Annotated in this window: 1 protein-coding gene and 1 pseudogene; both read right to left on the minus strand. The window is 51.0% G+C overall.

What is annotated here, in order from left to right; all coding sequences use genetic code 11:
- Positions 1–579 (minus strand): hypothetical protein (locus G3T18_RS25920; RefSeq protein WP_397334005.1); only part of this gene is annotated, 579 nt, incomplete at its 3' end.
- Positions 580–866: 287 nt separating this feature from the next.
- A pseudogene (locus G3T18_RS24460) lies at positions 867–2,018 on the minus strand (acyltransferase domain-containing protein); the annotation flags it as partial.
- Between the last annotated feature and the right edge of the window lie 12 nt (positions 2,019–2,030).

Consider the following 2,030-nt stretch of genomic DNA (forward strand, 5'->3'; position numbering starts at 1 on the left):
TAGCTCAGCAGCGCGATCGCTATCCTCTAACGCCAAGAGATCGAAATCGATACTGCGACAGACAAATTTAGGATATTCTAGGGGAATAACCTTCACTGCCCCCAGTACGGTAGCGCGCTCGGGATACACGCTCTCATCAGGGGTTACGGCCTGCATATTGTTAGTAACGACGTGAATATGCAAAGGTTGACTCCATTTGTATTTCCCCGCCGTTCGCACAATTTCGAGCAAACTGAAAAAGCCCAAATCTTGAGCGCGATCGATGTCCGTCAATCCCTTGTGAGAATAGCCCTCCGGGTCGATCGTCCACAGATGGACGAGATGAGTGGGTAACCGATCGCGATCGCGCAGATCGGCAAATAAGGCTTCGTAATCTTCCGAAGAACGGGGATCGATCGCATAAGCCTTTTGACCGTATCGGGTAAAGCGATCGCCAATTCCGACGGCGATCGCCGTCGGAATTGACTCCGCAACTGCTGCACTAAATGCTCTCCCAAATGGCAACGATCGCACAAAACCAGCACTCGCGCTAATTGTGCCTGATTTTCCGATCCCGTTTCCAAAGGAGCGAGGGTCCATTGCGGCGCGTACAAATGTTCTAATACCGGGGATTTCTTGGTAGATTTTTGTGGTGTTGCGGTCGGTTGGGATACCGTAGTGGGAGGATCGACCCAATAGCGTTGTCGCTCGAAAGGATAAGTGGGTAAGGAAAGGCGATCGCGCTTCTCGTCCCGATAAAATCCCGACCAGTCCACCTCAACTCCTGCCAACCAAAGGCGACCGAGAGCGCCTAACAAACATTTTGCCGGGGAGATCGGGTCTTTCGGATGGGGGAGAGAAGAAATAATAACTCGTTCGTTTCCTTGCTGTTTGACTAAAGTGCTGAGTGTTTTTCCCGATCCAACTTCTAGGAAAACTGAAGTCTCGTCGCGCAATAATTCCCTGACTCCTTCAGAAAAACGCACGGTTTGGCGCAAATGCTGTCCCCAGTATTTCGGGTCTGTAGCTTGCTCTGGGGTCAGTTGCACCCCCGTAAGATTGGAAATGAGGGGAATTTGAGGGGGGTGAAGCGAAACATTTTCTAAATATTGAACCAAGGGTGCGATCGCGGCTTCCATCAAAGGTGAGTGAAAGGCGTGAGACGTATGCAAAGAACGACAGGCAATCCCCTCCTCGTTTAACCGCTTTTTCAGGGCTTCTAGGGCTTTGTAAGACCCGGAAATGACACTTAACTCCGGAGTGTTACTCACCGCTAGAGTTAGCTCGGTTCCCAAATAACTTTCAACTTCCTGCGCTCCCAATTCTACCGAGAGCATGGCTCCACCCGTACAGTCTTGCATCAGGCGACCGCGAAGGGCAACAATAGCTAGAGCCTGTTCGAGGGAAAATATGCCCGCTAAACAAGCCGCAACGTACTCTCCGATACTGTGACCTAGTAATGCCGCCGGACGCACTCCCCAAGCCATCCATAAGCGTGCGAGGGCGTATTCGATCGCGAAGAGGATAGGTTGAGCGATCGCGGTTTGTTTGAGAGTGTTTTTGGCTTCTTTTCGGGGTTCTTCTGTAGGATAGAGGAGTTGGCGCAGATCGGTATCGAGATAGCCTTGCAAAATCTCGAAACAGCGATCGCACTCTTGGCGAAATAAAGGTTCGCTTTCATAAACCTCCCGTGCCATATTGATATGCTGAGAACCCTGTCCGGGAAAGAGAAAAACGACGGGGGGATTATCCAACGCAGGGGTTGCCGACATTGCACCGTTCGTTAAAGTTGCGATTGGGCAAAGCCCAGCGCCGCTTACGGCGATCGCGCTTTCTCGATTTTCCGCAACGACAGCGCGACGGTAAGGAAATTCTCGCCGTCCGACTTGTAAGGTGTAGGCAATATCTGGCAGTTTCTTGTCGGGATTCTCTTGGAAAAATTTTGCTAAATTCTGGCTTGCCGTTTCTAGCGCTGTGGGAGTTTTTGCCGAGAGTAAAAGCAATTGCCAACGTCTCGAAGAACTTGCTGGGGAAAGCAAGGGAGCTTCTTC

Origin of the sequence: Oscillatoria salina IIICB1 (assembly GCF_020144665.1) — a bacterium.
Lineage (GTDB): Bacteria > Cyanobacteriota > Cyanobacteriia > Cyanobacteriales > SIO1D9 > IIICB1.